Source organism: Celeribacter ethanolicus (assembly GCF_002407265.1).
Classification (GTDB): domain Bacteria; phylum Pseudomonadota; class Alphaproteobacteria; order Rhodobacterales; family Rhodobacteraceae; genus Celeribacter; species Celeribacter ethanolicus.
The window spans coordinates 1420547-1441253 of sequence record NZ_CP022196.1 but is presented as its reverse complement, the minus strand read 5'-3'; the positions used below and the strand labels follow the sequence as shown (position 1 = coordinate 1441253).

Here is a 20707-nt window from a genome sequence, read left to right as displayed (position 1 = left end):
TTTTTCTCCCGCGTTTAAAGGCGGTTAATTGCCTTTAAAAGGCTGTCCGAACGCCCAACTCCGGCGGCGTTAACCTTTTTGCGCGAGCCTCAACTCATCAATTTGGTGGGATTGAGGCAGATGAAAACAGTACAGCAAATCGCGATGGAAATCGTCGCCCGCGAGGGTGGCTACGTCAACGACCCCGACGATCCGGGCGGGGCGACGAAATACGGGGTGACGCTCGCCACGATGCAGCGGATCGGGCTTGATCTCGATGGCAACGGACGGGTGAGCGAGACCGATGTCAAACGGCTGACGCGCGACAAGGCGCGGGATATTTTCGTCGAACATTACTTCAAAGGTCCGCGGATCGACGAATTGCCGCCAGTGCTGCAAGCCAGCGTGTTCGACATGTATGTCAACGCGGGCGCCAATGCGGTGCGGATTTTGCAGAGGCTTCTTAATGACATGGGTCAGCGCATCGCCATCGACGGGGCGGTCGGGCCGCAGACCATCGAGGCGGCGTTTATCGCCCAGTCTCTGGCGCCGAATTACCTTGCGGACGCTTACGGCATCGCCCGGCGCAACTACTATTACGCGCTGGCGGATCGCCGTCCGGGATCGCGCAAATATGCCAAACGCCGGGATGGCGGCAAAGGCGGCTGGATCACCCGCGCCGAAGAGTTCATTTCCTCGCGCTATCACCTGACGGAGGCCGAGCATGCCGCTCGGGTGGCGGCATGGGGCTGATTGGGCGGATTTTTGACGCGCTGTTCGGCGACGGGCGCAATGTGGTGAAGGACACGGCCGAAGTGTTCTTTGAGAACAAGGAAAACGCCGGCGCGCGGGAAGCGGGTTATCGCGCGGCGGCGATGCAGCAATTCGCGGGCGAATTCGCGACGGCGCGCACCGGCTATTTCGACCGGTTCATGGATGCGTTGAACCGGGTGCCGCGCCCTTTGATGGCCTTCGGCACCATCGGGCTTTGCGTCTCGGCCATGGTCGATCCGATCTGGTTTGCCTCGCGGATGCAGGGGATCGCGCTTGTGCCGGAGCCTCTGTGGTGGCTGTTGGGCACCATTGTGTCCTTCTATTTCGGCGCGCGCTATCAGGTGAAATCGCAGGAATTTCAACGCTCTGTCGCCTCGACCATGGCGCAGGCCCCGGTGGTGCAGGCCAATATCGCAGCGCTCAGAGCGTTGGATGCGGGCGCGCAGGGGCAGGGGCTTCCGTCCGGCTCGGGATGGGCTGCCACAGACGTGGAGGCTCAGGTCGATGTGCCGGGTGCCGAGGCCCCGAACCCCGCGCTTGTGGCATGGAGGGAGGGACGTGATGAGTGAGGCTTTGATTGGCGCTTTGGCCGAACACGGGCCCTGGGTGCTCATGGTGTTTTTTCTGCTCTATCGCGACCTGCAAAAGGATCAGGCGACGCGGCGGGTTCTGGATAAGAACACGCAAATCCTCATCGAGATGACGACGATGATCCGGGAGCGTCTGCCCCGAGGAGGATCGTGATGCGGAGGTTCGGGATGCGTTGCGACAGGATGAAAGCGGTGCTGCGGGCGCTATGGCTGGGCGAGGCCCTGACCGCCGCGCTCAAACGCAACCGGGAAGCGGCGGATGCGCTCGATGCCGTCGTGAAGGAGATGTTGAAGCAATGAAACAGGTTGTCACTCTCTACGGCGTCGTTCTGGGCGCGCTGGCGCTGGCCGTGGCCGGGCTTGGCGTCGCCGAGGCGCTTTTGCTGACCTTCGGGGCTATCGCTTTGATGGCGCTGACCATCTCCGGCACGTTCCTCTGGCTCTGGCAGGTACGCGCAACGCCTCTGGCGCTGGGCATGTCTTTGAGCTGGGCCGGATCGGGTCTGACCACCGGTTGGTGGTGGGCGATGCAGGTCCTGCAAAGCCCGCTCTGTGGCCCTGTGGCGGGGATCGAGGCGGCGGCGCTGTTTCTGTTCCTGTCGCTCCTGATCTCCGGCGCGGTGCTTCACTTTTCGGTGATACAGGGGACCTTCGGGCTTTCGGGCCTCAAATTCCTCTGGCCGGTGTTCGGGGCGGTGATCGTCTCTTTCGGGGTGCTTTTGATCCTCTGAGGGCAAAAGTTGGTGGGAAGGGACGCGAAAGGGGCCGGGGGCGGCCCCTTTCTTTATGGCAGAGCGATGGGAACGGCCCGGTGCCCCGGCCTTCATTTCCTTGCGACACGCGCGCGCAGCCCATTGGCGGACGGCCCGCGAGCGGGTAAAACCGGACAAAAGGGAGGCGCCTATGCTTGTAGAACTCGGACATTTTGCCCTCGTCATGGCCTTTTTCGTGGCTCTGGCGCAGACCGTCCTGCCGCTTTGGGGCGCGCAGAGCGGCAACCGCGCCATGATGGCCGTGGGCGAACCGGCGGCGATGATCCAGCTTGTGCTGATCGCGTTTTCCTTCGGCGCGCTGACCTATGCCTTCGTGACCTCGGACTTTTCGCTCAAGGTGGTGGTCGAGAACTCGCACACGCTCAAACCGATGCTTTACAAGGTCTCGGGCGTCTGGGGGAACCACGAGGGCTCGATGCTCCTCTGGGTGTTGATCCTTGCTCTGTTCGGCGGGGCGGCGGCGCTGTTTGGCGGCAATCTTCCCGCAACACTGCGGGCGCGGGTGATCGGCGTTCAGGGCTCGATCGGCGTCGCGTTCCTGGCCTTCATCCTCTTTACCTCGAACCCGTTCCTGCGCCTCGCCATGCCGCCGATGAACGGCGACGATCTCAATCCGCTGCTGCAAGACCCCGGTTTGGCCTTTCACCCGCCGTTTCTCTATCTCGGTTATGTCGGCCTCTCCATGACCTTCTCCTTCGCCGTCGCCGCTCTGCTCGAAGGCCGTGTCGACGCCGCTTGGGGGCGCTGGGTGCGGCCCTGGACCTTGGCGGCGTGGGTGTTCCTCACAATCGGCATCGGGCTCGGCTCGTGGTGGGCCTATTACGAGCTTGGCTGGGGTGGATTCTGGTTCTGGGACCCGGTGGAAAATGCCTCGCTGATGCCATGGCTTTTTGCCGCCGCTTTGCTGCACTCCGCCATCGTCGTCGAGAAACGCGAGACGCTGAAAAGCTGGACCATCCTTCTGGCGATCATGGCCTTCGGATTTTCGCTCATCGGGACGTTCCTTGTGCGTTCCGGGGTGATCACCTCCGTCCACGCTTTCGCTAACGACCCGGAGCGCGGCGTGTTCATTCTTTTGATCCTCGCGATCTTCATGGGCGGCGCGCTTTTGCTTTTCACCCTCCGGGCCAATGCGATGCAGGCCAAAGGCGTGTTCTCGCTGGTCTCCCGTGAAAGCGCCCTGGTGATCAACAACATCCTCCTGGCGGTGTCGTCTTTCGTCGTCTTCATCGGCACGATCTGGCCGCTCATCGCAGAAGCCTTCTGGGGCCGTAAACTCTCCGTCGGCGCGCCGTTCTTCAACGCCGCCTTCACGCCGTTTTTCGTTGCTCTGGCGATTATGTTGCCGATCGGGGCGATACTGCCGTGGAAACGCGCGCGGATGGGGGCGACCGTGAAAAAACTCATCCCCTCGATGATCCTCGCCTTCGCCGTTCTGGGCCTGATCTGGTCGATCCAGACCCAGAAAACGCTCTTGGGTCCCATCGGCATCGCGCTTGGCACATGGCTTTTGGCGGGGGCGGTGCAGGATCTTTTGCTGCGCACCGGCAAGACCGTTAATCTCGGTCGTCTCACCCGTCTGCCGCGGGCCGATTGGGGGCGTCTTCTGGCTCATGGCGGGCTTGGCATCACCATGGCGGGGATCGCCGGGCTGACCGCCTGGACGGTCGAAGACATCCGCGTGGTGCAGGTCGGCGAGACCTTCGAGGTGGCGGGCTATACCATCGCGCTCGAAAAGGTCGAGCGGGCGCAGGGGCCGAACTATATCACCACCATGGCGACCATGTCGGTGTTCGAGGGCGACAAGAAGGTTGCGACGCTCCACCCGGAGAAACGCAACTACCCGGTGGCGCAGATGCCCACGACCGAAGCGGGCATCGACAACGGGTTTCTGCGTGACGTCTATCTGGTGATCGGCGATGTGCAGTCGAACGGCGGCTGGGCGGTGCGCACCTATATCAAGCCGCTCGCCAACTGGATCTGGGGCGGCACGATCATCATGGCCTTCGGTGGGCTGCTGTCGCTCACGGATCGTCGCTACCGCGTCGGCGTCGGCGCGCGCAAAGCCCATGGCGAAGCGAAGGGAGTGCCCGCCGAATGAAACGTCTGCTTCTTGCCCTCGCACTTCTGATCGCTACACCGGTTTTGGCCGTGCAGCCCGACGAGGTGCTGCCGGACCCGGCGATGGAGGCCCGTGCGCGCGATATTTCCCAAGGTCTGCGCTGCCTCGTCTGCCGCAACGAGAATATCGACGAATCGAACGCCACGCTCGCCAAAGACCTGCGGCTTCTGGTGCGTGAACGTCTCGTCGCGGGGGATACGAACGATGAGGTGGTGGACTATGTGGTCGACCGCTACGGCGAATTCGTGCTGCTGAAACCGACGATGAATGGCGCCAACAAGGTGCTCTGGATCGCGGGGCCGGTGATGCTGATCCTCGCGCTTGGCATCGGCATCAGCTTCATCCGCCGCCGGGGGCAGGAGAGCGAGGTCGTCCCGGAACTGACCGACGAGGAAAAGACCCGGCTTGAGAGCCTGATGCAGGAGTGACGCACCGCTTTGCGTTTCCTTTGCTGCTGCAAATACTCGGGAACCCCGCCGCTGGACACAAAGCGGCGGGTTTTCTATACAGTCCGCACGGTCCGCAGTTCACCGAGTCGCTGCCGCCCTTTTGGGTAAGCTGAACCTGCTCTTAATAAAACCTTCCGGTCTTTCCGCGCGTCTCAGGCGTGGGCCAAGGGCAGCTCCCCGCACGACATCTGACGCGATCCACGGAGTGAACCGATGACTCGTGAGACTATTTCTCTCACCCTTCCCGATGTGTCCGCCTTTGCGCGGGTGCTGAAATCCGAATTCGATGGCGGCGCGATCCCCGGCCATCAGAGTTTGCTCAATGCCATCGCCCGCGCGGGCGGGTATCGCAATTTCCAGCACCTCAAGGCCACGCAGACCGGCACCGACCCGGTCGAGCCGGTCGAGGGCCGCGCCGTGTCTCGTGCTTTGGCGCGGTTTACGCCCGCAGGCTTGCTGGAAAGCTGATCCACCAAACGCAAGGTGCGCCAGCATTGCCTTTGGGCGCTCTGGGCGCAGGTGCCGCCGCGTACCGTGTTCACCGAGAAGACGATTTCCGAACTGTTCGACGGCATGACCGCTTTCCGTGATCCGGCGCAGATCCGGCGCTCGCTGATCGAGGACGGGCTTCTGGAGCGCAACCGCGACGGCTCGCGCTATGTCCGGCGTGAGGCCAGGCCCGACGCCACGGCGCAGGCGGTGATCCGTGAGGTGCTCCGCCGCCGCAGCGCCAATCCGACCGTGCCGGAACGGACCTCGTCTCTCTATGGTCTCTGAGCGCATTTGACGGAGCGTCTCTCTTTCTTTTGTCCGCCAAGCCCTTATCTTGGGCGCGCAAACAGGGAGAGAGACGCGCATGCAGTACGAGACCATCCGCTTTACGCTGGACAACGACATCGCGACCGTGACGCTCAACCGTCCGGCGGTGAAGAACGCGCTCAACACCCAGATGCGCGCCGAGATCACCCATGCGGTGCGCGACGCCGGGCGGTCCGCGCGGGTGATCGTGCTCACCGGAGAGGGCGGGGCTTTCTGTTCCGGGCAGGATCTCGGCGACGGGGTGGATGCGGCGACGGCCGATCTCGAACGCACGCTGCGCGACGAATACGAGCCGATGCTCTACGCGATCCACGAATGCCCGGTGCCGGTGATCGCCGCCGTCAACGGCGTGGCGGCGGGAGCAGGGGCGTCGCTGGCGCTGGCCTGCGATGTGGTGATCGCCACGCAATCGGCGATTTTCCTTCAGGCATTTTCGCGCATCGGTCTTATGCCGGACGCGGGCGGGACCTATATCCTGCCACGCACCATCGGCATGGCGCGGGCCATGGGGTCGGCGCTGTTCGCCGATGAGGTCACGGCGTCGCAGGCCGAGCGCTGGGGCATGATCTACGAGGCGGTGCCGGATGGGGATTTCTCGGCGCATTGGCAGGCTCGTGCGGCACATCTCGCGAAGGGGCCGACGGTGGCCTATCGCCACATCAAGGAGGCGATGCACGCCTCCTATGACAATACGCTGGAGCAGCAACTGACGCTTGAGGCGAAGCTGCAAAACCATTGCGGCCAGACGCGGGATTTCAAGGAGGGCGTGCTGGCGTTCCTTGAAAAGCGCAGACCGAAATACGAGGGGCGTTAACGCCCTCTCAATGATCTGACAGGTTGCCGATCACACGGGACAGGAGCGCCGCGAAGGTCTGGCGCTCTTGCTCCGTCAGCCCGGCCATGGCCCGGTCGTTGACCTCGCCCGCCGCCGTCGTCGCCGCCTGTTCCAACCCCTTCGCCCGCTCCGTGAGCCACACGGTCTGAACCCGCGCATCCGCCTCATGGGCGCGGCGCGTGATCAGCCCGTCGCGCTCCATCCGCGACAGGGTGTTGGCCATGGTCGCCTGCTCGACGCCCAGCTCCGTGACCAGCTCGCGCTGGGTCTGCCCCTCCCGCTCCCAAAGCGCCAGAAGCACCGGAAACGTGCCGGTCGAGAGCCCCAGAGGCTTGATCTGTGCCTGAAGCGCGCGGGCGAAGAGGCGGGCCATCAGGTTGACCTGATAGCCTTCGGACCCGGTGCGGGTGAAATCTGTTTCTTTTTGTATCTCTGCCATGGGACTTGTTTTTCACAAGATAGCAAGCTATGCAATAATAAATAGCAAGCTATGCAATGGAGACTCATCATGCCGACTTTCCTTCCCAAACTTCACGCGCTTTTTGGCGCGACCGGGCTTCTGATCGTTCTGGCCAACTGGAGCGCCACGGTTATCACCCTGATCATCGGCGACAAATACGTGATCGCCATGACCAAGCTCACCATCGCCTGGGGCCTTCTGGCGCTCATTCCGATGCTGATCTTGGCCGGGTTCAGCGGCAACCGTCTCGGCCAGCGGATGCGCGGGCCTTTGATCGCCGCGAAACAAAAGCGGATGAAGATCATCGCGTTCAACGGTCTGGTGTTCCTCGTGCCCTCGGCCCTGATCCTTGTGCCACTTGCGATGCAGGGGCAGGGCGGGGCGGTCTATTATTTGATTCAGAGCGTCGAATTGCTCGCGGGCGCCACGAATATCACGCTTCTGGGCCTGAATATGCGCGACGGGATACGGCTTGGCCGCCGTCGGATCTCTGCCGCCTGAGGGTTTTCCGATGGCGCAAATACTCAAAGAAAAACCCGCCGTTTCCGGCGGGTTTTCCAATTTCGAAGGCTGAGAAAGATCAGCCGCGGTCTTCGACGTTCACATAGGAACGCTGGGCGTGACCTGTGTAGAGCTGACGCGGACGGCCGATTTTCATCGCCGGATCCTCGATCTGTTCTTTCCACTGGGAAATCCAGCCGATGGTGCGCGACAGGGCGAAGATCGGGGTGAACATCGCGGTCGGGAAGCCCATCGCTTCGAGAATGATGCCGGAGTAGAAGTCGACGTTCGGGAAGAGTTTCTTCTCGGCGAAATACGGATCTTGCAGGGCTTGTTTTTCAAGCTCCTTGGCGACCTGAAGCGTCGGGTTGTTCTCGATGCCCAGGAGTTCCAGAACTTCGTCGGCGGACTGTTTCATCACGGTCGCGCGCGGGTCGAAGTTTTTGTAGACGCGGTGGCCGAAGCCCATCAGGCGGAACGGATCGTTCTTGTCTTTCGCGCGGGCGATGTATTCCGGGATGCGATCCACGGTGCCGATCTCGCGCAGCATCTCGAGGCAGGCCTGGTTGGCGCCACCGTGTGCCGGACCCCAGAGGCAGGCGATGCCAGCCGCGATACAGGCGAACGGGTTGGCCCCCGAGGAGGACGCGAGACGCACGGTCGAGGTCGAGGCGTTCTGTTCGTGATCGGCATGGAGCGTGAAGATACGGTCCATGGCGCGCGACAGGATCGGGTTCACCTCATAGGTCTCGGCCGGAACCGAGAAGCACATGTGCAGGAAGTTCGAGGCGTAATCGAGATCGTTGCGCGGATACACGAAGGGCTGGCCGATGGTGTATTTGTAAGCCATCGCGGCAATGGTCGGCATTTTCGCGATCAGACGGATGGTCGCGACTTCGCGCTGATGCGCATCGGCGATGTCGATGGAGTCGTGGTAGAAGGCGGACATGGCGCCGACGACACCGACCATGATGGCCATCGGGTGGGCGTCACGACGGAAGCCGGTGAAGAATTTGAGCATCTGTTCGTGCACCATGGTGTGGCGCGTCACAGTGTTCTCGAATTTCTCCATCTGGGCCGCAGTCGGCAGTTCCCCGTAGAGAAGCAGGAAGCAGACTTCGAGGAAGTGGGATTTCTCGGCCAGATCGCCGATCGTGTAACCGCGGTGCAAAAGCACACCTTCTTCGCCGTCGATGAACGTGATCGAGCTTTCGCAGGAGGCGGTGGAGGTGAAGCCGGGGTCAAAGGTGAACACATCGGCCTGGCCGTAAAGCTTGCGGATGTCGATGACGTCGGGCCCTTCGGTCGGGGAAAGGACGGGAAGCTCGTAAGAGGTTCCGTCGAGCGTCAGGGTCGCAGTCTTCTGAGTGTCTGCCATGGTGGTTCCTTCGGTTGGCGGTGACTTCCCCGCGCTGCTTTTGCAGGCGGCGGAAATTCCGCTGGTGGTCACGCGGACGCCCGGGCGGATCCCGGACACCGTCTTGGCTAGGTCCCGTCCCGTAAACTCGGGAGGGACCGATTCCGAGCCTTGGGCCAGAGCGCCGGAAGCGCTTCTGGGCCGGGGCCTGACCGGAACGGGGTTCCGGCCTGAATTTCGCACGTGACCGTCTCTAGAACGCCCCGGTCACTCCTCTTGCGACGCCGCCTGCGCGCTGATCCTCATGAAATCGCCGATCCGGGCGAGGCTCTCCTCGCGGCCAAGTACCAGCATCATGTCGAGCACGCTCGGGGTGACCGCACGGCCGGCGAGGGCGGATCTCAAGGGGCCGGCGACCTTGCCGAACCCGAGCTCCATTGCTTCCATCACGCGGCCGACAGCCTCCTCCAATGCGTCGCGCTCCCAGCTAGCACTTTGCAGGTGCGGCGTCAATTCTTCCAGTATACCGTTGGATACAGACCCCAGTTGTTTTTCCGCTTTCTCATCCATGTCGACGGGCCGCGATACCAGTGCAAAATGTGCCTTTTCAATGAGTTGAGGGTAAGTCTTGCTCGACCCCTTGACGCAATCGAGCGCCGCGCCCAGTCGCTCTTTTTGCTGCGATGTCAGGGCGGGCTCGCCCGCCGCCGCGAGGTAGCCCTCGATTTCGCTCAAGATTTCAGCATCCGCCATGATCGCGATATGCTGGCCGCAGATGTTTTCGAGTTTCTTGGTGTCAAACCGCGCCGGAGCCTTGTTGATTCCATCGAGATCGAACCATGCCTGCGCCTGCGCATCGGTGAAAAATTCGTCATCGCCATGCGACCAGCCGAGCCGCGCGAGGTAGTTGCGCATCCCTGCCGCCGGGTAGCCCATGGCCTGATATTCCTTCACGCCGACCGCGCCGTGGCGTTTCGACATTTTCTTGCCGTCCGGCCCGAAAATCAGCGGGATATGGGCGTAGACCGGCACCGGCCAGCCCATCGCCTCGTAGATCATCATCTGGCGCGCGGCATTGGCGAGGTGATCGTCACCCCGGATCACATGGGTCACGCCCATGTCCTGATCGTCCACAACCACAGCCAGCATGTAGGTCGGTGTCCCATCCGAACGTAACAGGATCATGTCGTCGAGCTGATCGTTTTTGAAGGTCACGTCGCCCTGCACCCGGTCCTTGACCACGGTGACGCCTTCGCGCGGCGCTTTCACCCGGATCACATAGGGCATGTCCGGGTAGCTCGACGGGTCGGCATCGCGCCAGGGCGAGCGGAACAGCGTGCTTTCCTTTTTGGCGCGGGCCTCTTCGCGGAAGGCTTCGATCTCGTCCTGAGTCGAGAAACATTTATAGGCCTTGCCCATCTCCAACATCTCGCGTGCCACCTCGGCGTGCCGCTCCGCGCGCTCGAACTGGCTCACCGCTTCGCCGTCGTAATCAAGCCCGAGCCACGCCATGCCGTCGAGAATGCCCTGGGTCGCGCTGTCGGTCGAACGCACCCGGTCCGTGTCCTCGATCCGAAGCAGGAACTTGCCGCCACGGCCCCGGGCATAGAGCCAGGAGAACAGCGCCGTGCGGGCGGTGCCGATATGCATGTCGCCGGTGGGCGAAGGGGCGATGCGGGTGACGACGGGTTTGGCGGCGGTATCGGACATGGGAAGATTAACCTTTTGGTAACCATGTTGGCGGATGCTTTTCGTCACCGGGCATAAGGGAAGGCGGAAGGGGAAACAAGGGTGCGCGCCCTCAGGAAACTGGCACAGATCCCCCTCGACATCGTCGATGGTCAACGCGGGCGGCTGTTCCTCTGGACGCCGGTGTTTTACGCCATGGGGATCGGCCTGTTCTTCACGCTGCCCGATGAGCCCTCGCGCGCGTTGCTGGTGGTCTGGCTGGCCTGTGCGGTTGCGCTTGGCCTGCTGCTTTGGCGTGTGCCGCCGCAGATTGCGCCCTTCGTCATCGCGCTTCTGCTTGTGCTGGCCGGGTTGCTCATCGCCGGGTTTCGCACGCAGAGTGTCGCCGCACCGGTGCTGAATTACCGCTATTACGGTCCGGTGGAGGGGCGGGTGATCAAGATCGACCGCTCCGCCTCCGATGCGCTGCGCCTGACGCTCGACCGGGTGGTGCTGCGCGATACGGCACCGGGGCGCACGCCCGCGCGGGTGCGGGTGTCGCTGCATGGCGATCAGCCGTTTGTCGCTCCTGAACCCGGGCTGCGCCTCGCCATGACGGCGCATCTCTCGCCGCCGCCGGGGCCGACCGAGCCGGGCGGCTTCGATTTTCAGCGCATGGCCTGGTTCGACCGCCTCGGCGCGGTGGGCTACACGCGCACGCCGGTTTTGCGCGCCGCCCCGGTCGATCCAAGCCCTGTTCTCTGGATTCACCGGCTGCGGCAGATTTTGTCGCAGGATCTGCAAGCCAAACTGCCCGGCCAGACCGGCGCTTTCGCCGCCGCGATCCTGACCGGGGATCGCGGCGGCATTTCACAGGACACGGCGGAGGCGCTTCGGGGTGCCAATCTATCGCATCTTCTGGCGATTTCCGGGTTGCATATGGGGCTTCTGACCGGGGTGGTGTTCTTTGCTCTGCGGCTGGGCCTCGCGATGATCCCCGGCGCGGCGCTGAAATGGCCAATCAAGAAACTGGCGGCCGGGGGCGCGCTCCTTGCGGGGGCGTTCTATCTGGCGCTGTCGGGGTTCAATGTCGCGACCGAGCGGGCCTTTGTCATGGTCTCGGTCATCCTGATTGCGGTGCTGCTGGACCGGCAGGCGATCTCGCTGCGCACGGTCGCCATCGCGGCGTTGATCCTGCTGACGCTTCAGCCCGAAGTGCTCCCCGAACCCGGTTTCCAGATGTCCTTTGCCGCCACCACGGCGCTCGTCGCGGTGTTCTCCATCGTCCGGCGGTTGCGCCTGATGTGGTCCTGGCCCTCCTGGCTCAGAACCATTGCGACGGTCGTGATTTCCTCCGGCGTCGCGGGCATCGCCACCGCGCCGGTCGCCGCCGCGCATTTCAACCGGATCGCGGATTTCGGCCTGATCGCCAATGTGGTTTCCGTGCCGCTGATGGGGGCGATGGTGATCCCGGCGGCGGTGCTGGCGCTGGTGCTGACGCCCATCGGGCTGCAATCGCTGGGGTTGGCGGTGATGGGCTGGGGCATCCGCTGGATTCTGTTCGTGGCCGAGACCGTGTCCTCATGGGAGGGTGCGGTCAGCCGTTTGCCGTCGCCGCCGCACGCCACATTGCCGTTGATCGCGCTGGGGGCGCTGTTCGTCATCTTCTGGCGCGGGCGGGCGCAGCATGTCGGGCTGATTGCGGTGCTCTCGGGCTTCTGGCTCTGGAGCGTGGCGGAGCGTCCGGCGTTATTGATCTCTGACGACGGGGCGCTGGTTGGACGGATGGGGCTGGACGGACGTGCGCTGTCGAAAGCGCAGGGCAGTGGGTTTGCCGCAACGGTCTGGCTGGAGAATGACGGCGATCTGCCGGATCAGGAACGTGCCGCTGCACGCACTATGCCGCCCTTGGACGTCGGGCCGCTCCGGGTGCGTCATGTCACCGGGCGCGGCTGGCAGGAGGCGGTGCGGGCGGCCTGCGCCGAGGCCGATCTGGTCATTGTGAACCAGCTTTGGGACGAGGATATGCCAGAGGGATGCCTTTTGGCCGATCTCGGCATGTTGCGGCAGAGCGGCTCGCTCGCGGTGTCCCAGACGGGCGAGACGGTCACGATCCGCACCGCCTATGCCGCCTCGGGCCTGCGGCTCTGGAATACACCGGCGTTGCGTGGGGCACATGCGCCCTCCGCGCGGGAGGTGAGGGCCGGGCTTTTGCCCGCCGCCATGGGATTGCGGTTCCATGAGGCGGGGACCGGGATGGGTCGTCTGGCTTTGCGCGGCGCACCGTGAACATGAGAAAACCGCCACATTTGACTGCGGCGGTTCCTGACGTTTGGGCGTTGAGCCTCAATAGCTGCGGATCAGCCCCACCAGTTTGCCCTGCACCTCGACCAGATCGGCGGGCAGGACGCGGGTCTTGAACGCCGGGTTCGCCGCTTCAAGCGCGATCGTGTCGCCCTGGCGTTGATAGCGTTTGAGCGTGGTCTCGTAGCCCTCGACCATGGCAACGACGATGTCGCCGTTGCTGGCCTGACTGGTTTCGCGGATGACCACGATGTCGCCGTGGTTGATCCCGGCGTCGATCATGGAATCGCCTTTGACCTCAAGCGCATAGTGATTGCCGCGCCCCGAAAGCATCGACCCCGGCACGGCCACGTTCATTGCCCCGTCGGAGATCGCCTCGATCGGCAGGCCGGCGGCGATCTTGCCCATGATCGGGAGGTTGATCGCGGTCACCGCCTCGATCTCCATCGCGGCGGGGGGCGTGTGATCCGGGCGGTCGCCATCAATCACGCGGGGCGTGAAACCGCCAGACTGGGCCGCAGTCGGCGCGGTGGGCGCGCCGCCGAGGCTTTCAGGCAGTTTGACGATCTCGATGGCGCGGGCACGGTGCGCAAGGCGGCGGATGAAGCCGCGCTCTTCCAGCGCCGTGATCAACCGGTGAATCCCGGATTTAGAGCGCAGATCGAGCGCCTCTTTCATTTCATCGAAGGAGGGCGGAACCCCGTCCCTTTGAAGTCTGGTGTTGATGAAGTCCAGCAGCTGGAGCTGTTTTTTCGTCAGCATCGGCTCATTCCTCTGTCCCGTCCTCTGTTCTGGCGCGGCCATCGAGAGGGTGTTTGTCTCTTGTGTGACCCAGCCTGTGTCTGAGCGCCGGATGTAATGCACCGGCATGGGAGCCACGGGGCCGGAAATGCGCATTCTGATCGGGGTGGCGGAGGGAGGAGTGCTCGTCCCGACGCTTTTCCGACCAAAGGCCACGGGGCCACCGCTTTCCGTCAGTCCCCAGACGGGTTTTTGCGTGTGTTCTGAGAATGTTCTACCGCTGTTCCCGAAATGTGTCAATGTTCCTCTCCGTCTCACCAGAAAGCGATCTGTTGCGCCTTTGAGGAGAGTTGAGTGCAGCTTGGTTAAAACGGAGTTAATTTTGTCGGGAGCAGACGGTTTTTTACAGGCGGATTTTTACAGGCGGATCACGTCGACGGTTTCACCCGTCTTGCGCGCCGGATCGCCGACCGGGCGCACCAGGAGCGCGTTGGCCTGCGAGAGGATGGACATGAGCGAGCTGTCCTGACGGTCGAAAGGTTGCACGCCGTCCTCGGTCAGGATCGCACGCATGTAATGTTCGCGCGGGCCGTTTTCGGAAATATCCTGCAACAGCAAGGCTTTGCTGCGTGGGGCCGGGGCAGGGGGGAGCCCTGATAGCGCAGTAAGCGCAGGCAGCAGGAAAAGCTGGGCCGTGACCATGGCCGAGACGGGGTTGCCGGGCAGGCCGAGCATCACCGCCCCGTTCAGCGACCCCGCCATCAGCGGTTTGCCGGGACGCATGGCGACCTTGTAGAAGGCGCGCGCGAGGCCGAGTTTTTCGGCCACCTTGCCGACCAGATCGTGATCGCCCACGGAGGCGCCGCCGATGGAGACGATCATGTCGGCCCCCTCGGCCATGGCGAAAGTGGCGGCCAGCATATCTTCGTCATCCGGCGCGATGGGCAGCATGCGGGCGACGCCGCCCGCCGCTTCGATCAGTGCGGCGAGGCCGAAGGAATTGGAGGCGATGATTTGCGAGGGGCCGGGCGTCTCGCCGGGCATCACCAATTCGTCGCCAGTGGCGATGAGCGCCACGACCGGGCGACGCGTGACGGTCACCTCGGGGATGTTCATCGCGGCGAGAAGGTTGATGTCCTGCGGCGTCAGGCGGCGCGGGGCGGCCAGCCGGTCACCGGATTTGAAATCGCCCCCCAAGGGCCGGATGTTACGGTTCCCGGAGAGCGTTTCCGCGACGGTGATGACATCGCCGTCGCGGGAGACGTCTTCCTGAATAATCACGCGTGTGACGCCTTCTGGCACCGGCGCGCCGGTGAAGATGCGCACCGCGTCTCCATCACTGAGCGGACCCGCATAGCCATGACCGGCGGCACTTTCGCCGATGACGGTAAAGGTGTCGCCAACCGAGGGATGATCGGCCTTAACGCCGTAGCCGTCCATGGCGGAGGAGGCGAAGGGCGGCTGATCGCGCATCGCAATCGCATCTTCGGCCAAAACCCGCCCCGATGCCTCGCGCAGAGGAACGCGTTCGGTGCCGAGCGGATGGCAAAGTTTGAACACGTTTTCAAGCGCTTCATCGACGGTGATCATTTACTTGGCCTCACCAGAAATCTCATAAGTCCCGGATTTGCCGCCTTCCTTGCGCAGAAGCCGGGTCTGGACGATCTCCATGCCCTTCTCGGCGGCCTTCAACATGTCATAGACGGTGAGCGCGGCGACAGTGGCGGCGGTTAGCGCTTCCATCTCGACACCCGTTTGGCCGGAGGTCTTGACGGTGGCGCGAATGCGGATGCCGGGCAAGCTTTCGTCCGGCTCCAGATCGAGCGTCACCTTGGTGATCGGCAGCGGATGGCAGAGCGGGATCAGATCGGAGGTGCGTTTCGCCCCCATGATCCCCGCAAGCCGCGCCACGCCCAGAACGTCGCCCTTTTTCGCCGTGCCCTGGGTCACCAGCGCCAGTGTTTCGGGCGTCATTCTGATCGCGCTCTCTGCGGTGGCCAATCGGTCGGTCACCGCCTTGCCGGAAACGTCGACCATATGGGCGTTGCCGCCCTCGTCGAAATGCGTGAGCTCCGCCATTATGCCGGAACCGGATTGGCGAGGAGCGCGCGGGTCGCGGCCTCGACATCGTCTTGCCGCATCAGGCTTTCGCCGATGAGGAAACAGCGGGCGCCATAGCCCGCCATATCGGCGAGGTCCGCAGGCGTGAACAGCCCGCTTTCGCACACGAGCGTCCGATCCGCTGGCGACAGTTTCGACAGCTCGCGCGTGGTGTCGAGCGTGGTCTCAAAGGTCTTCAGATTGCGGTTGTTGACGCCCAGAAGTGGGGATTTGAGCTTGAGCGCGCGGTCCAGCTCCTCGGCATCATGCGCCTCGATCAGCACATCCATGCCATAGCCAAAGGCCGCGTCTTCCAGCTCGGCGGCCAGTGTATCTTCGACGGAGGCCATGATGATCAGGATCGCATCGGCGCCCCAAGCGCGTGCCTCGGCCACCTGATAGGTGTCATACATGAAGTCCTTGCGCAGCACCGGGAGCGAGACCTCGGCGCGGGCCTGTTTCAGGAACTCCGGTGAGCCTTGGAACGACGGCGCATCGGTCAGGACCGACAGACAGGTCGCGCCGCCTGCCTCATAGGCGCGGGCGATGGCGGGCGGATTGAAATCCGGGCGGATGAGGCCCTTGGACGGGGAGGCTTTCTTGACCTCGGCAATCAACCCGTAGCCGGTCTGTGCGGCGGTTTGCAGCGCCTTGGCAAAGCCGCGCGTGGGGTTTTGGGCGGAGGCTTCGGTCTCAAGGTCGGCGAGGCTCACGGATTGCTTCGCCGCGGCCACTTCTTCGAGCTTATAGGCTTTGATTTTATCGAGAACGTTGGACATGGGGGCAGAGATACCTTGCGGGGGCGGTTAAGGGAAGATGGCAATCGTGCACTTTGTCTTCATTGCCGTGAAAATACTCACTGTCGGTTTGTGAGTATTTCGGGCTGCAATGAAGATCAGACGTGCACCATGAGGCGTGCGAGCCCATGGAAATGCCATGTGTCGGCGTAGACCGGTGGGTCGGTGAGGTAGATATTCGGGCAGCGCTCGAACAGGAGCGGCAGGGCAACGCGCATCTCCAAGCGGGCGAGAGGCGCGCCGACGCAGAAATGGATGCCCGCGCCGAAGGAGGTGTTCTGTTTCACCTTGCGGGTCGGATCGAAGCGGTCGGGATCGTCCCATGTGTCGTCGTCACGGTTGGCGGCACCGAGCAGAAGCCCGATCTTGTCGCCGCGTTTGAGCGGTTGGCCTAGGAAACTGGTGTCCTCATAGACCCAGCGTTGAAACAGGTGCAGTGGCGGATCGAAGCGCAGGAGCTCTTCGATGCTGCCGTCGATCTTGTCATCCGAGAGGAATTCGCGCGGCGTGTTCTGTTCCAGAAGGGTTTTCACCGCGATGCCGAGGCTGTGGACGGTGGCTTCGTGACCGGCGTTCAGCAGGAGAATGCAGGTGGTGATCAGCTCATCGGTGGTCAGTTTTTCGCCATCCTGTTCGGCGGCGATCAGTGAAGTGATCAGATCATCGGCGGGTTTGGAACGCCGCTCTTCGACGTAGGAGCGCATGAAATCGGAAAACTCGGTGGCGGCTTTGGACGCGGCCTCTTCGATGGCGCGGGTTCGGTTGGGCGTATAGACCGCGACCATGGCGTTGGACCATGTCAGGAGCTGGTCCGACATTTCTTCGGGCACGCCCAGCAGGCGGCAGATGATCCGCACCGGCACCATTTTCGCAAAGGCGGGCATGAGATCGAATTCCTCATCGGGAAAGCGGTCGATCAGATCGTTGGTGATCTCTTCGAGGTCCGGGATCAGCGCCTTGATCCGCCGCGAGGTGAAGGCGCGGAGCACCAGCGAGCGCAGCCTTGTGTGCCGCTCGCCTTCGAGTTCGAGCATCGAGTGATCCTCGATGTCGTAAAAGGCGCGCAGATGGGCGGGGATGTCGGGTTCGAAGCCCTCGGGGGCCTCCCGGCCAAAACGAGTGTCGCGCAGGGCCATCGACACCCCGTCATAGCCCGCCACCACAGGCAGGTTCAGGTCCTCCCAAAACACCATTTTGCCGCCCGCGCGCAGGAGGTCGTAGAACGGGTAGGGGTTTTGCACGAAATCGGGATCGGAGGGGGAGAGGGCAAAGCGTTTCATGGCCTGGAAGGTGATCGCAAGCGCTTCCCTTTGCAAGCGGGAGTTTCTAGAGTCCCGGACATGACGTCACAGGAAATGCCTCATGCCGGCGCGCCCTCTGCGGAGGCCGAGCGCCATGCCGCCCGCCGCCGGGTGTTTACGGCTCTTGCCGGGCTGATTGTCGTGGCGATCTTCGGGTTGGGTGTGTTCGGGTTTTCCTTTCGCGCCGCCCTCGATCAGGCGGCGGCGCGGGGCACGTCGGATCTGACGCTTTCCGCAGATCGTCTGACCACCGGGCTGCAACGCTATCGCGAGCTGGCGGTGTTCTTGTCCGATCACCCGACGGTGACGGCGCGGGTCACGGCGTCTGCCGATGGCGGGGCGCTTGACGCCGATGCCCTGTTGCAGGGGGTGGTGGACAAGACCGGGGCGTCGTCGATGATGGTGGTCTCGACCACGGGAGAGGTGCTGGCGAGCGCAGGCGAAAGCCACTTGCCGAAAGGCGCGCAGGCAGCGCTGACGCGGGCGCTGGACGGAGCGCTGGGCATCGCGCATTTCGTAGATCCGGAAGCACGCCGCCGCTACATGTTCGCAGCCCCGGTGTTCTCGCCCGAGGGGCCGCCGGTGGCCGCCGTTCTGGTGTCCGTCGACATCGGATTACTGGAATGGGGCTGGCCGTCGGAGCCGTCGGCAATCTATTTCACCGATGACTATGGTGTGATCTTCGTGGCCAATCGCTCCGAGTTGATCCTCAGGGGCGGCCTGGGCGGGGCTTTGCCGGTGCGGGGGACGCATCTTCTGGCAGGGCACGACATCTGGACCCATGACATGGGCCCCTACATCCCGTCACCGGCGCTGCATCTGACGAAACCTCTGCCGGTCGTCGGGCTGACTGCGGAGCTTTTGCTGGATCTGCACCCGGTCATCGCGCAGGCGGGGTTGCAGGCGGGGCTGGCCGCCGCTCTGGCCTTGGTCTTCGCGGCTTTTCTGTTCTTCACCATGGAACGACGGCGGACGCTTGCGGAGGCCAATGCCCGGCTTGAGGCACGGGTGGCGGCGCGGACCGAGGCACTTGAGATCGCCAACCGGGAGTTGCAGCACGAGGTGCATGAACGTCACGAGGCAGAGGCCCGGCTCAAGCGTGCGCAGGCCGATCTGGTGCAGGCGGGGAAACTCTCGGCGCTGGGCGAGATGTCGGCGGGGATCAGCCATGAGCTCAATCAGCCGTTGATGGCGATCCGGTCCTTTGCCGAGAATGCTCAGGCTTTTCTCGAACGCGACAGGCCGGAAAAGGCCGCCGACAATCTCGGGCGCATTTCCGAACTGGCGCGCCGGATGGGACGGATTATCAAGAACCTGCGTGCCTTTGCCCGCCAGGAACCGGAGACCGCGACCAATGTCGAACTGACCGGTGTGATCGAGGCGGCGCTGGAGATGACGCAGGGCAAGATTTCGCGGGCGGGCGTGACGCTTGACTGGACGCCGGGGGCGCAGGTCTGGGTGCGGGGCGGCGAGGTGCGCCTTCAGCAGGTGGTGATGAACCTTCTGTCGAACGCGGTCGACGCGATGATGGATGTGGAAGACAAGCACATCACGATCCGTCTGGTCCCGGGGGCTGTTGAGGGCGAGACGGGTGGCGATCCGACGCGCCTCACGGTGGCGGACAGCGGGCCGGGGATTGCCGAGCCGGAAAAGATCTTCGACCCGTTCTATACCACGAAAGAGGTGGGCGCGGCGCAGGGCATGGGGCTTGGTCTGTCGATCTCCTACGGGCTGGTGCAGAGCTTCGGAGGGCGCATCCGCGGCGAGAACCGCCCCGAGGGCGGGGCGGTGTTCACCATCGAATTGCAGCCCGCCGATGTCAGCGGAACTATGGGCGGGCAGGAGGTCCATGATGGCACATATTGAACGCGTACTTCTGGTCGATGACGACGCCTCGGTGCGTGAGGCCTTGGGGCAGACGCTGGAACTGGCCGATCTGGTGCCGACGCTGGCGGGCAGTTACATCGAGGCCAAAGATCACATTTCGCGCGAGTTTCCCGGTGTGGTGGTGTCCGACATCCGCATGCCCGGCAAGGATGGCTTTGCGCTTTTGGACTTCGCCCAGAAGGTGGACCCGGAACTGCCGGTGATCCTGCTGACCGGAGAGGGCGACGTGCCGATGGCGGTGCGGGGGATTTCCTCGGGCGCGTTCGATTTTCTGGAAAAACCCTGCGCGCCCAAGGACCTGATCGCGGTGGTCGAGAAGGCGTTGAAAACCCGCGCGCTTGTGTTGGAGAACCGTCGTCTCAAGCGGCAGGTGGAGCAGGGCGATGCCGCTGCGCGCCTGCTCCGGGGTACCTCCGAGATGTCGGTAAAGATGCGGGATGCGGCGCGAACCGTGGCGCGTTCGGCCTCCGACGTTCTGGTGACCGGCGAGCCGGGGGTGGGGACAGCGAAGATGGCCGAGGTGGTGCATCTTTTGTCGGCGGGTTCGATGGCACCTTTCCTGAAATTCTCCGCCTCGGCGATGACGCCCGATACGCTGGTGCAGGCTTTTGCTCAGGCGGAGGGCGGATCGGTGTTCCTCGACGAGATCGTACAGCTCACCAGCCCGGCGCAATTCGCGCTGCTGGAGCTTTTGGAAACCCACGATCGGCCGCGTCTCATCGCCGGGACCTATGCCGATCTCTCGGCTGAGGCGGGCGCGGGGCGGTTTTCGCCCGATCTGTTTTACCGGCTGGAGGCGGCGGTGATCCGCATCCCGCCGCTGCGCGAGCGGCGCGAGGACATTCCGGTGCTGTTCCGGCATTACGTCAACATCGCCTGCGAACAGAGCGACCTGCCGGTGCCGGAAATCACGCCCGATGTCATCTCCCGCCTGATGGCGCAGGACTGGCCGGGCAATGCGCGCTCCCTGATGAACGCGGCGATGCGGTTCGCCATGGGGCTGACGGAGGGGGAGGCGCAGGAGGAGCTGGGCCTCGCGGAGCAACTGGCGCAGGTCGAGCGGTCTCTGTTGATCGCGTCGCTGCAACGTCACAAGGGCAATGCGACGGAGGCGGCCAAGGGTCTCAAACTGCCGCGCAAGACCTTCTACGACAAGCTGACGCGGCATGGGGTGAAGGCGGAGGAGTATCGCGCCTGACGTCCTTTGCGTTCTGCAAAAGCATGACCCGATACCTTGGGTTACATTGCTT

Annotated in this window: 22 protein-coding genes; 14 read left to right on the top strand and 8 right to left on the bottom strand. The window is 63.5% G+C overall.

All coding sequences use genetic code 11. The features are described 5' to 3' along the window. Positions 1–120 precede the first annotated feature (120 nt). From CEW89_RS06980 to CEW89_RS06940, 10 genes are all read left to right on the top strand, one after another. Positions 121–732: a holin-associated N-acetylmuramidase gene (locus tag CEW89_RS06980; protein WP_096805409.1), complete on the top strand. Its 612-nt coding sequence runs from the start codon at positions 121–123 to the stop codon at positions 730–732. After that, entirely contained in the window at positions 723–1322 is a 600-nt protein-coding gene (locus tag CEW89_RS06975; protein WP_096805408.1) for a holin family protein, read from the top strand. The genes CEW89_RS06980 and CEW89_RS06975 overlap by 10 nt, the downstream gene beginning before the upstream one ends. Further along, entirely contained in the window at positions 1315–1497 is a 183-nt protein-coding gene (locus CEW89_RS06970; protein ID WP_238379694.1) for a hypothetical protein, read from the top strand. Before CEW89_RS06975 ends, CEW89_RS06970 begins: the two co-directional genes overlap by 8 nt. Beyond that, the gene (locus CEW89_RS20725) at positions 1497–1643 is read left to right on the top strand and encodes a hypothetical protein (protein WP_157779777.1); all 147 of its coding nucleotides are present in this window, start codon (positions 1497–1499) and stop codon (positions 1641–1643) included. Before CEW89_RS06970 ends, CEW89_RS20725 begins: the two co-directional genes overlap by 1 nt. Beyond that, a complete protein-coding gene (locus CEW89_RS06965) occupies positions 1640–2074 on the top strand; it encodes a hypothetical protein (protein WP_096805407.1) in 435 nt (144 codons plus the stop codon). The genes CEW89_RS20725 and CEW89_RS06965 overlap by 4 nt, the downstream gene beginning before the upstream one ends. Positions 2075–2246: 172 nt before the next feature. Then, positions 2247–4217 (top strand): heme lyase CcmF/NrfE family subunit, encoded by a 1971-nt coding sequence (locus CEW89_RS06960; protein WP_096805406.1) that lies wholly within the window; start codon positions 2247–2249, stop codon positions 4215–4217. Beyond that, complete coding sequence (locus CEW89_RS06955; protein WP_066703817.1) at positions 4214–4666, top strand: cytochrome c-type biogenesis protein; 453 nt, start codon at positions 4214–4216, stop codon at positions 4664–4666. Before CEW89_RS06960 ends, CEW89_RS06955 begins: the two co-directional genes overlap by 4 nt. A 234-nt stretch (positions 4667–4900) precedes the next feature. After that, complete coding sequence (locus tag CEW89_RS06950) at positions 4901–5155, top strand: hypothetical protein (RefSeq protein WP_096805405.1); 255 nt, start codon at positions 4901–4903, stop codon at positions 5153–5155. 15 nt (positions 5156–5170) lie between these two features. Beyond that, positions 5171–5464, top strand: coding sequence for a DUF2087 domain-containing protein (locus CEW89_RS06945; protein WP_096805404.1), 294 nt, complete (start codon positions 5171–5173; stop codon positions 5462–5464). Positions 5465–5543: 79 nt separating this feature from the next. After that, positions 5544–6320, top strand: a complete 777-nt coding sequence (locus tag CEW89_RS06940; protein ID WP_096805403.1) for an enoyl-CoA hydratase-related protein — start codon at positions 5544–5546, stop codon at positions 6318–6320. A gap of 7 nt (positions 6321–6327) precedes the next feature. On the opposite strand, the gene CEW89_RS06935 is transcribed toward CEW89_RS06940, so the two are convergent. Continuing rightward, positions 6328–6780 carry a MarR family winged helix-turn-helix transcriptional regulator gene (locus CEW89_RS06935; protein WP_096805402.1) on the bottom strand — a complete coding sequence of 151 codons (453 nt, stop codon included), beginning with the start codon at positions 6778–6780 and terminating at the stop codon, positions 6328–6330. A 69-nt stretch (positions 6781–6849) separates the two neighbouring features. Here CEW89_RS06935 and CEW89_RS06930 point away from each other — a divergent pair, with 69 nt between their 5' ends. After that, positions 6850–7302: a hypothetical protein gene (locus CEW89_RS06930; RefSeq protein ID WP_096807158.1), complete on the top strand. Its 453-nt coding sequence runs from the start codon at positions 6850–6852 to the stop codon at positions 7300–7302. 79 nt (positions 7303–7381) lie between these two features. Here CEW89_RS06930 and CEW89_RS06925 read toward each other — a convergent pair whose 3' ends face one another. After that, positions 7382–8680, bottom strand: coding sequence for a citrate synthase (locus CEW89_RS06925; RefSeq protein ID WP_066703803.1), 1299 nt, complete (start codon positions 8678–8680; stop codon positions 7382–7384). A 246-nt stretch (positions 8681–8926) separates the two neighbouring features. Next, complete coding sequence (gltX, locus tag CEW89_RS06920; RefSeq protein WP_096805401.1) at positions 8927–10369, bottom strand: glutamate--tRNA ligase; 1443 nt, start codon at positions 10367–10369, stop codon at positions 8927–8929. A gap of 81 nt (positions 10370–10450) precedes the next feature. Here gltX and CEW89_RS06915 point away from each other — a divergent pair, with 81 nt between their 5' ends. Next, positions 10451–12616: a ComEC/Rec2 family competence protein gene (locus tag CEW89_RS06915; RefSeq protein ID WP_244906170.1), complete on the top strand. Its 2166-nt coding sequence runs from the start codon at positions 10451–10453 to the stop codon at positions 12614–12616. A 57-nt stretch (positions 12617–12673) separates the two neighbouring features. On the opposite strand, the gene lexA is transcribed toward CEW89_RS06915, so the two are convergent. From lexA to CEW89_RS06890, 5 genes are all read right to left on the bottom strand, one after another. Then, a complete protein-coding gene (gene lexA / locus CEW89_RS06910; RefSeq protein ID WP_066703797.1) occupies positions 12674–13393 on the bottom strand; it encodes a transcriptional repressor LexA in 720 nt (239 codons plus the stop codon). 396 nt (positions 13394–13789) lie between these two features. Further along, the gene (locus CEW89_RS06905) at positions 13790–14962 is read right to left on the bottom strand and encodes a molybdopterin molybdotransferase MoeA (protein ID WP_066703794.1); all 1173 of its coding nucleotides are present in this window, start codon (positions 14960–14962) and stop codon (positions 13790–13792) included. Further along, positions 14963–15451 (bottom strand): cyclic pyranopterin monophosphate synthase MoaC, encoded by a 489-nt coding sequence (gene moaC / locus CEW89_RS06900; RefSeq protein ID WP_096805400.1) that lies wholly within the window; start codon positions 15449–15451, stop codon positions 14963–14965. After that, on the bottom strand, positions 15451–16251 hold the full coding sequence (gene trpC, locus CEW89_RS06895) for an indole-3-glycerol phosphate synthase TrpC (RefSeq protein WP_096805399.1): 801 nt from the start codon (positions 16249–16251) through the stop codon (positions 15451–15453). The genes moaC and trpC overlap by 1 nt, the downstream gene beginning before the upstream one ends. Positions 16252–16367: 116 nt before the next feature. After that, entirely contained in the window at positions 16368–17549 is a 1182-nt protein-coding gene (locus tag CEW89_RS06890) for a cytochrome P450 (protein ID WP_096805398.1), read from the bottom strand. A gap of 60 nt (positions 17550–17609) precedes the next feature. Here CEW89_RS06890 and CEW89_RS06885 point away from each other — a divergent pair, with 60 nt between their 5' ends. Both CEW89_RS06885 and CEW89_RS06880 read left to right on the top strand, forming a co-directional pair. Then, positions 17610–19436, top strand: coding sequence for a sensor histidine kinase (locus tag CEW89_RS06885; RefSeq protein ID WP_244906169.1), 1827 nt, complete (start codon positions 17610–17612; stop codon positions 19434–19436). Then, on the top strand, positions 19423–20655 hold the full coding sequence (locus CEW89_RS06880) for a sigma-54-dependent transcriptional regulator (RefSeq protein WP_198403514.1): 1233 nt from the start codon (positions 19423–19425) through the stop codon (positions 20653–20655). The genes CEW89_RS06885 and CEW89_RS06880 overlap by 14 nt, the downstream gene beginning before the upstream one ends. Positions 20656–20707 lie beyond the last annotated feature (52 nt).

Bases quoted from the DNA above. Each gene is read 5' to 3' on its own strand.
- CEW89_RS06980 (WP_096805409.1), top strand. From the start codon at position 121: ATGAAAACAGTACAGCAAATCGCGATGGAAATCGTCGCCCGCGAGGGT.
- CEW89_RS06975 (WP_096805408.1), top strand. From the start codon at position 723: ATGGGGCTGATTGGGCGGATTTTTGACGCGCTGTTCGGCGACGGGCGC.
- CEW89_RS06970 (WP_238379694.1), top strand. From the start codon at position 1,315: ATGAGTGAGGCTTTGATTGGCGCTTTGGCCGAACACGGGCCCTGGGTG.
- CEW89_RS20725 (WP_157779777.1), top strand. From the start codon at position 1,497: ATGCGGAGGTTCGGGATGCGTTGCGACAGGATGAAAGCGGTGCTGCGG.
- CEW89_RS06965 (WP_096805407.1), top strand. From the start codon at position 1,640: ATGAAACAGGTTGTCACTCTCTACGGCGTCGTTCTGGGCGCGCTGGCG.
- CEW89_RS06960 (WP_096805406.1), top strand. From the start codon at position 2,247: ATGCTTGTAGAACTCGGACATTTTGCCCTCGTCATGGCCTTTTTCGTG.
- CEW89_RS06955 (WP_066703817.1), top strand. From the start codon at position 4,214: ATGAAACGTCTGCTTCTTGCCCTCGCACTTCTGATCGCTACACCGGTT.
- CEW89_RS06950 (WP_096805405.1), top strand. From the start codon at position 4,901: ATGACTCGTGAGACTATTTCTCTCACCCTTCCCGATGTGTCCGCCTTT.
- CEW89_RS06940 (WP_096805403.1), top strand. From the start codon at position 5,544: ATGCAGTACGAGACCATCCGCTTTACGCTGGACAACGACATCGCGACC.
- CEW89_RS06935 (WP_096805402.1), bottom strand. From the start codon at position 6,780: ATGGCAGAGATACAAAAAGAAACAGATTTCACCCGCACCGGGTCCGAA.
- CEW89_RS06930 (WP_096807158.1), top strand. From the start codon at position 6,850: ATGCCGACTTTCCTTCCCAAACTTCACGCGCTTTTTGGCGCGACCGGG.
- CEW89_RS06925 (WP_066703803.1), bottom strand. From the start codon at position 8,680: ATGGCAGACACTCAGAAGACTGCGACCCTGACGCTCGACGGAACCTCT.
- gltX (WP_096805401.1), bottom strand. From the start codon at position 10,369: ATGTCCGATACCGCCGCCAAACCCGTCGTCACCCGCATCGCCCCTTCG.
- lexA (WP_066703797.1), bottom strand. From the start codon at position 13,393: ATGCTGACGAAAAAACAGCTCCAGCTGCTGGACTTCATCAACACCAGA.
- CEW89_RS06905 (WP_066703794.1), bottom strand. From the start codon at position 14,962: ATGATCACCGTCGATGAAGCGCTTGAAAACGTGTTCAAACTTTGCCAT.
- moaC (WP_096805400.1), bottom strand. From the start codon at position 15,451: ATGGCGGAGCTCACGCATTTCGACGAGGGCGGCAACGCCCATATGGTC.
- trpC (WP_096805399.1), bottom strand. From the start codon at position 16,251: ATGTCCAACGTTCTCGATAAAATCAAAGCCTATAAGCTCGAAGAAGTG.
- CEW89_RS06890 (WP_096805398.1), bottom strand. From the start codon at position 17,549: ATGAAACGCTTTGCCCTCTCCCCCTCCGATCCCGATTTCGTGCAAAAC.
- CEW89_RS06885 (WP_244906169.1), top strand. From the start codon at position 17,610: ATGACGTCACAGGAAATGCCTCATGCCGGCGCGCCCTCTGCGGAGGCC.
- CEW89_RS06880 (WP_198403514.1), top strand. From the start codon at position 19,423: ATGGCACATATTGAACGCGTACTTCTGGTCGATGACGACGCCTCGGTG.